Consider the following 7,962-nt stretch of genomic DNA (forward strand, 5'->3'; position numbering starts at 1 on the left):
CGGCGCTTTGCACCAGCTTGCATGGGAGAGAAAACAATATGAAGCACTTCGACAATAGGGTCGCCGCCATCACGGGTGCGGGTTCGGGCATGGGCCGCTCGCTCGCCGTGCAGCTCGCCGCAGCGGGCTGCCATCTTGCGCTGGCCGACAAGAACGCCCTCGGTCTCGCGGAGACCGAGCGCATCGTGCGCGCGCTCTCGCCCAATGTGCGCGTCACGACGCGCGAGCTCGACGTCAGCGAGCGCGAGGCGGTTTTCGAGTGGGCCGATGAGACCGTGGCTGCACATGGTCGCGTGAATCTCGTCTTCAACAATGCGGGCGTGGCGCTATCCAGCACCATCGACGGCATGTCGTACAGCGATCTCGAATGGATCGTGAACATCAACTTCTGGGGCGTCGTTCACGGCACCAAGGCTTTTCTGCCGCATCTTAAGGCGGCAGGCGAAGGCCATATCGTCAACACATCGAGCGTGTTCGGACTGTTTGCACAGCCCGGCATGAGCGGTTACAACGCCACCAAATTTGCCGTGCGCGGCTTCACCGAATCGCTGCGCCAGGAACTCGACATGATGCGCTGCGGCGTCTCCGCGACCTGCGTGCATCCGGGTGGCATCCGCACCAACATCGCCCAGTCGAGTCGCGTGGCATCGAACATGGTCGGCTTCATGCTGGCGAGCGAGCAGCAAGGGAAGGACGAATTCGAGAAGTTCTTCATCACCACCGCCGACGACGCCGCGCGCACCATCCTCAATGGCGTGCGTCGCAACGCCCGGCGCGTGCTGATCGGACGCGACGCGCGCGCCGCCGACTGGCTCGCGCGCACGCTGCCCGCCGCCTACCAGGCGCTCGTTGTGATGAGCGCGCGGCGCGAGGCCGCCAAGGCGCGCAAACGCGCGAAGCGTGAGTCGGCCGAAGCGATGAGCAACGCCAGCCGCACCATGAATAACAATGCAGGCAAAAATCAGGGAGAAACAGCATGATCATGCCCGTACGACGCGACGTCCGTTTCGCATTGCCGCCCGAGAGGGCTTGCGACTGGCACGTCGAAGGTGTGCCGGTGACGCACTTCTTCAACGCCCTTTCGCTGCTCTTTCCGGCAGGCGAGCGCTTCTTCATGGATGCGGTGCGCCACTATCGCGACCGCATCGAAGACCCGGAACTCAAGAAGCAGGTGATGGGCTTCATCGGTCAGGAAGCGATGCATACCCGCGAGCACGTCGAATACAACGACTTGCTACAGGCCGCCGGCCTGCCCGCGCACAAACTCGACAAGCGTCTGTGGGCGATCCTCAATTTCGCGCGCAAGGTATTGCCGCCCTCGCTGCAACTCGCGCAAACGGTCGCGCTCGAACACTACACCGCCATGCTCGCCGATCTGCTGCTCGACGACACAGGCACGCGCATCGAAGGTTCCGTGGAAGGCTACAAGCAGATGTGGCTCTGGCATGCGCTGGAGGAAACCGAACACAAGTCGGTCTCCTACGACGTGTGGAATCTCGTCATCAAGCCGGGGCCGAAGCGCTATCTGATGCGTACGGGCACGATGCTCGCGATCACACTCCTGTTCTGGTTGATCGTGTTCGACTATCACCTTGCGCTAATGCGCCGGCATAAGCGCCGTATCGGCAAATTCGGCGGCTACTGGCAGCTCGTCAAGTTCCTCTATGGCCCGCGCCACGGTGTGTTCCCTGGCATCGCGATGGAATGGCTGCGCTTCTTCAAGCCGAGCTTTCATCCGTGGGATCACAACAATCGTCAGCATCTCGAACGAATTGGCGGTCTTATCGAGCAGATCGACGAGACCAACGCGCAGTTTGCCGCGCAGGCCGCGCCGCGACGCGTGCCGCTGCATCAGGCCAGCACGCCGCACGCGGCCTGAGCGACGATGCGTACCCTACGCGACGCACCGCGCGGCGGTCCACGCGAGCATCACGCTCACGCGACAGCCGAGCCTCGCGCGATCGAGCGGCTCGACGTGGAGTCGGATGGCGTGCGGCTTGCCGTGTACGTGGGCGGGTCGAGTGAAGCGCCGCCGCTGATTCTCGTGCACGGCTATCCGGATTCGGCCCGCGTCTGGGACGGCATGCGGCGCGAGCTGGAGACCCGCTTTCGCGTGATTGCCTACGATGTGCGCGGCATGGGCGCGTCGGCGGCGCCACGCGGCCAGGCGGGCTACAAGCTCGCGCAACTCGCACGCGACCTGATCGCCGTGGCCAATGCCACCTGCGGCGCGCGGCCGTTTCACCTGGTCGCACACGACTGGGGCTCGATCCAATGCTGGGAGGCTGTCACCGACCCAGCCAACGCCGAGCGTATCGCGTCATATACGTCGATCTCCGGGCCGTGCCTTGATCACGTATTTCGTGCGCGGCTGGGGCTCGCGCAGTCGCTGCGGTCGTGGTACATCGCGTTCTTTCATCTGCCGTTGGTGCCGCAACTGGTCTGGCGACTCGGCGGCGCGGCGCTGTGGCCCTGGTGGCTGCGCAAGACCGAAGGCGTACGCGCCTCGCGCGATCCGGATCAACTGCGCAATTGCCTCAACGGCGTGCAGCTCTATCGCGCGAATTTCATCGCCTGCGCGCGGCGGCCGCGCGAGCGGCGCACGCAGGTGCCGGTGCAATTCATCGTGCCGCGTTTCGACCGCTATGTGACGCCTGCGCTATCTGCTAGTGCCGCACAGTGGCTCGGTCGCTATCGACGCGAGATCATCGATGCACCGCACTGGACCGTGCTGCGCGACGCGCCCCTCATCGCCGCGCGCGTGCAGCGTTTTATTGCGTGGACGAAGCGCGAGGATGCGCGCGCGCCCATCGACGTCTGACCGCTCTGAAGCCTCATTCTTTGCTCGTGGAGAACCGCGTGAACGCAATCGCCCTGCCCTTGTTGACGGGAATTATCGTGATCGCCGCGCTCGGCATCACGCTCGTGTTGCTCGTGCTTTTCACGCGGCGCGCCACGCGCCGCATCGAACAGGCCGTGCCGATGGATGGCCGTCATATCGATATCGACGGCGAGCGCCTCCATTACGTCGAGTATGGCAACCGTGAGAAGCCGCCCGTGGTGTTCGTTCACGGACTGTGCGGACAAATGCGCAACTTCGCGTATCTGCCGCTCGAAGCGCTGGCGCGCGACCATCATGTGATCCTCGTCGATCGGCCCGGCTCGGGGTATTCGACCCGCGGCGCGCAGGCCGGCGCGAACATTCGCGCGCAGGGCGACACGATTGCACGCTTCATCAGGAAGCTCGATTTGCAGGCGCCCGTGCTGGTCGGGCATTCGCTCGGCGGCGCAATCGCGCTTGCCGTCGCGCTCGATCATGCCGACACGGTTGCGCGCATCGCGCTGATCGCGCCGCTCACACATGTGCAGACCGAGGTGCCGAAGGCGTTTCGCGCGCTCGCCGTGCGCTCTGCAGTCGTGCGCCGCTTTATCGCACGCACGCTTGCGACACCATTCGGCCTCGCCACCAGCACGCCGACCCTCAAGCAAGTGTTCGCGCCCGAGGCCGTGCCCGCGGATTTCCGCACGCGTGGCGGCGCATTGCTGAGCCTGCGGCCCTGCGGCTTTATCAACGCATCGCGGGACCTCGTCGCCATCGAGGACGCGGGCGATCTCGCGCTAATGGAGCAACGCTACGCGCAGCTCACAGTGCCCGTGGAGGTATTGTTCGGGCGCGGCGACATCGTGCTGAGCTGGGCGCGTCACGGCGATGCGCTGCGCCGCCGCTCGAAGCGTGTGACGCTCAAGGTCGTGGAAGGCGGCCATATGCTGCCCGTCACCGCGCCCTCGACAACTTACGAGTGGCTGCGCGCAGCAATTGCGGGCACGACCCAGGCGCAGAGCGAACGCACAATCGCAGTCGACCAGCACGTCGACGCCGATGCATCGCTTACGCCCGCGATGCCGCCACGCCGCGCCGCAATCTGAGCCCACGGATAGAGCGACTGCTCGGTACGAAAGCGTGCGAGGCACGACGTGAACTTGTTATCGTAAAAGGCTGCGGTTCACCAAAAAGAACATCCTGGAGACGAGCATGGCAGCCCAACTGCAAGCGCGAACCGTTCCGGAAGACGGCGCACGGCACGCCGCACCCGATACCGACGGCATCTGGTACGCCTCCTATCCTCCAGGCGTGCCGCCCGAAATCGATGTTTCAGAGTACGAAACGATTACTGCGTACTTCGACGAATGCATCGCGCAGTTTCGTGACCGCGTGGCCTATGTGAGCGTCGGTTCGTCGCTCACCTATGGTGCGCTCGCACGCAAGGCGGAAGCATTCGCGGCGTGGTTGCAGAGTGTCGGCATCGCACCGGGTGAGCGCGTGGCGATCATGCTGCCGAATACCTTTCAGTATCCCGTCGCGCTGTTCGGCGCGCTCAAGGCCGGCGCCGTGGTCGTCAACGTCAACCCGCTCTATACGCCGCGCGAGCTTGCGCACCAGTTGAAAGACAGTGGCGCACGCGCCATCGTCGTGTTCGAGAACTTCGCGAAGACTCTCGAAGAGGCGCTACCGGGCACGCACGTCGAGCATATCGCCGTAACGGGTCTAGGCGACCTGCTCGCCGATGGCCTCAATCTCAAGGGCCGCTCACTCAATTTCGTGTTGCGACATGTGAAGAAAATGGTGCCCAAGTATGCGCTGCCGGGTGCCGTGCGCCTGCTCGATGCGCTTCGAATCGGCGCGCAGCGCACGCTCTCGCCGGCACTTCGCACTAGCGGCGACCTCGCCTTTCTTCAGTACACCGGAGGAACGACGGGTGTGGCGAAAGGCGCGATGCTTACGCACCGCAATATTATCGCCAACGTATTGCAGGCGAAGGCATGGTCCTCTTCGCAGCTCACTGGCGAGATCGAAACCGTGCTCACACCACTGCCGCTCTATCACATCTATTCGCTCACGGTGAATGCGCTCATTTTTCTGGGGCTGGGCGGGCGCAACATCCTGATTGCGAATCCGCGCGACACGAAGCGCATGATGATGATCCTGCGTCGCGAGACCTTCACCGGCATTACGGCAATCAATACGCTCTATAACGCGCTGCTCGACAATCCGGAATTCTGCAAGCGCGACTTCTCTGCACTCAAGCTCGCCATGGCGGGCGGCATGGCCACGCAAAAGGCCGTGGCCGATCGCTTCAAGGCCGTGACGGGGCAGCCCATCGTGGAAGGCTATGGCCTCACCGAATGCTCGCCCATCGTCGCGACCAATCCCGTCGAACTGGGCAACATGCGCGATTTCGCCGGCTCGATCGGCTTGCCAGTGCCTTCCACACAAGTGCGCTTTCGCCACGAGGATGGCACGTGGGCGAATATCGGCGAGCCCGGCGAATTGTGCGTAAAGGGACCTCAGGTCATGTCCGGCTACTGGAATCGCCCCGACGATACGGCGCAAGTGCTGGATGCCGATGGCTGGCTCGCGACTGGCGACATCGGCGTGATGGACGCGCAAGGCTTCATCCGTCTCATCGACCGCAAGAAGGACATGATCATCGTCTCGGGCTTCAACGTGTATCCGAACGAGATCGAAGAAGTCGTAGCGATGCACCCCGACGTGCGCGAGGTGGCCGCCATCGGCGTGCCCGACCCCGTGCAGGGCGAACGCGTGAAAGTGTTCGTGGTCGCACGCGATCCGGCGCTCACGGCCGATGCGGTGATCGCGCATTGCCGTCGGCAGCTCACCGGTTACAAGGTGCCTCGCGTCGTGGAGTTTCGTGAGGCGTTACCGCAAACCAATGTCGGCAAGATCCTGCGCCGCGCGCTGCGCGACGAGGAGATCGCGAAGCAACGCGCGAATTGAGCGCCGTTGGCCGCTCTATCTTTGCGGTTCTGCTTTTTTTGCTTTACTCAAACAAGCACTGATTCAGGGAGACGAGTCATGAACACGCTTTTTTCGCAACCGACGGCACTACGCTCGAAACGGCTCGCGCGCCGCCTTGTCGCGCCACTTGCCTGTGCGGCGCTCGCCCTGGCTGGCGTGACGGCCTTCGCGCAGGATGACGCGAGCGCTGACGCCAGTGCGCAGCAGAGCAACGCTGCCGCCCCGTCTGGAAACGCCGCTGCAGAAGTGAGCAAGCTTTCCGTCGATCAGCAGGTGCGCTGGCTCCAGCGCGCGCAGAAAAGCGGCTCACTCGTGAAGATGGACGATGCGCAACTCACAGCCCTGTTTCAGACGCTCGACCCGCTAGTGGTGCCGACCGTCATCAAGCTCAGTCCGTCGGGCTATCCGTCCTACGAATTCATGCTTTCGCGCTGGGAACGGCTGAACGGCAAATGGCCGGGCAAGCCCGCGCATATGCTCGTGAAGCTCGAGCACGATCCCCTGCGCATCTACGCGAAGTGGCTGCCCGATGGCGAACACTCGGGCGAGGAAGTGATCTACGACGCCTCGAAGAAGCCCGACGAGATGTACGGTCATCTGGGCGGCCTGCTCGGCGTCATGCCGATGTGGACGGCGCTCGACGGCACGCTCGCGCGCTCGCAGTCGAATCACAAAATCACGGATCTGGGCACGGAATTCATCGTGAGCCAGTTCATGACGGATGCGAAGAAATATGTGGAAGTGGGCGCGCCGTATAAGCCCGAAGTCGAGGTGAAGACCATCAACGGCGTGCGCGTGGTGGCGCTCACCTATGTATCGCCAAGCGGCAAGCCGCAGTTCTATGCGAAGAAGCAGACGCTTGGGCTCGATCTGCGCCATCCGTACTTCCGCACCGTCGAAGCCTATGGCGATGACGGCCAGATGTTCGAGAAGATCGTGATCGACAGCATCACGCCGAAGAGCTTCGACGCCGATGCCTTCGATCCCAAGAACCCTGAATACAAGTTCTGATACGCGTAAGGTGAGCGTATTCGGGAGGGTAATGACGGTGATGAAGGCGGCACGCGCCGCCTTCACCGGTTTAAATCGCGTGCTATTTGCGTGCTAATCGCACTATCCGCACATCGTTAGTTTCACAAACTGCGCTGCGTGGGTGGTATTCGGTGAGCCTGCGGTGCAGGCAGGTTCTCACCTCGCTCCGATTCGCTCTTCGACTCCTGGAATTCCTCACCATTTCCAGATTGCGGTGATCTCGCCACGCGATGGCCGCTCACCCTGTTTGCGCGCTCCTGGAACAGCTCACCTCAACGGCTTAGCGATACTTCTGCAATTCCGGATCGGTTATCGGCTGCTCTGGCAGGTTAAGCATACCGGGCAGCATGCCGAGCTTCGGCACACCGTCGATATCGGCCCAACGGCCACCCGAGCCCTGATAAATGATGCTGGGCGTACCCTGGAAACCGAGATCCTGGAACAGCTGCATATTGCTATCGATCTGCGCCTGCGTGGTCGCCGGAATATGAGCGAGCGGCGCAATGCCACCCGATTCGTCCTTCTCCGAATAATGCGTTTCCAGTTCCTTCAGGAGTGCCGCGCTATTTTTCGACTGGAGCAGCGCCGCTGCCTTGCCTGCCGAATCGGGCTTCAGGAAGCCCATCGGAATCCAGTGGACTTGCAGACCCGCAGCTTCATACGGTTGCAACGCCTTCCATACGAGGTGGCAGAAAATGCAGTTGGGGTCCATGAAGACGTAAAGCGTCGACTTCACGTTTGCGCCACTCGCACCTTCGACAATGGCGCTCGCGCCCTGCAAACGTGTGGCCGCACTCGCAGGCAACCATGCCGGCTCATCGGCTGCCAGCGCCGGTACCGTACCCCATGCGCTCAACGCGCTGGCCGCGATCAGGCTGTATATCCACTTCTTCATTCGTCACCTCGGTAGTGCTGCGCGCGGACCCGCAATGGATTCGAGTCCCGGCGCGAAGCCCCGTATATTAGGGCTCTAGCGTGGCGTACCCCTGACGCGAACATGGCAGCTCTGTCAGGTGAGCAATAGAAGGTGAAGGTTTGCGGGAATCACAGGAAGACGGAGAGAAACTTGCCCCGAACGACTCTGGTCGATATGGCTAGAGCGCTTTTTCACA

The 7,962-nt window shown here is 62.6% G+C and carries 7 protein-coding genes; 6 read left to right on the forward strand and 1 reads right to left on the reverse strand.

From position 1 onward, the window contains the following. Positions 1–38: 38 nt before the first annotated feature. From U5782_RS35975 to U5782_RS36000, 6 genes are all read left to right on the forward strand, one after another. Positions 39–980, forward strand: coding sequence for an SDR family NAD(P)-dependent oxidoreductase (locus tag U5782_RS35975; protein WP_322048610.1), 942 nt, complete (start codon positions 39–41; stop codon positions 978–980). After that, on the forward strand, positions 977–1,879 hold the full coding sequence (locus tag U5782_RS35980; protein ID WP_322048611.1) for a metal-dependent hydrolase: 903 nt from the start codon (positions 977–979) through the stop codon (positions 1,877–1,879). Before U5782_RS35975 ends, U5782_RS35980 begins: the two co-directional genes overlap by 4 nt. A gap of 6 nt (positions 1,880–1,885) precedes the next feature. Continuing rightward, positions 1,886–2,821 (forward strand): alpha/beta fold hydrolase, encoded by a 936-nt coding sequence (locus tag U5782_RS35985; RefSeq protein ID WP_322048612.1) that lies wholly within the window; start codon positions 1,886–1,888, stop codon positions 2,819–2,821. 47 nt (positions 2,822–2,868) lie between these two features. After that, the gene (locus U5782_RS35990) at positions 2,869–3,927 is read left to right on the forward strand and encodes an alpha/beta fold hydrolase (RefSeq protein ID WP_415914469.1); all 1,059 of its coding nucleotides are present in this window, start codon (positions 2,869–2,871) and stop codon (positions 3,925–3,927) included. A 106-nt stretch (positions 3,928–4,033) separates the two neighbouring features. Then, positions 4,034–5,797 (forward strand): AMP-binding protein, encoded by a 1,764-nt coding sequence (locus U5782_RS35995; protein ID WP_322048614.1) that lies wholly within the window; start codon positions 4,034–4,036, stop codon positions 5,795–5,797. 78 nt (positions 5,798–5,875) lie between these two features. Continuing rightward, entirely contained in the window at positions 5,876–6,829 is a 954-nt protein-coding gene (locus U5782_RS36000) for a DUF1571 domain-containing protein (RefSeq protein ID WP_322048615.1), read from the forward strand. Between the two features lie 301 nt (positions 6,830–7,130). Here the strand turns inward: U5782_RS36000 and U5782_RS36005 are convergent, their stop codons facing one another. Next, positions 7,131–7,745, reverse strand: a complete 615-nt coding sequence (locus U5782_RS36005; RefSeq protein ID WP_322048616.1) for a thioredoxin fold domain-containing protein — start codon at positions 7,743–7,745, stop codon at positions 7,131–7,133. Positions 7,746–7,962 lie beyond the last annotated feature (217 nt).

This window comes from Paraburkholderia sp. J67 (assembly GCF_905220265.1).
Classification (GTDB): domain Bacteria; phylum Pseudomonadota; class Gammaproteobacteria; order Burkholderiales; family Burkholderiaceae; genus Paraburkholderia.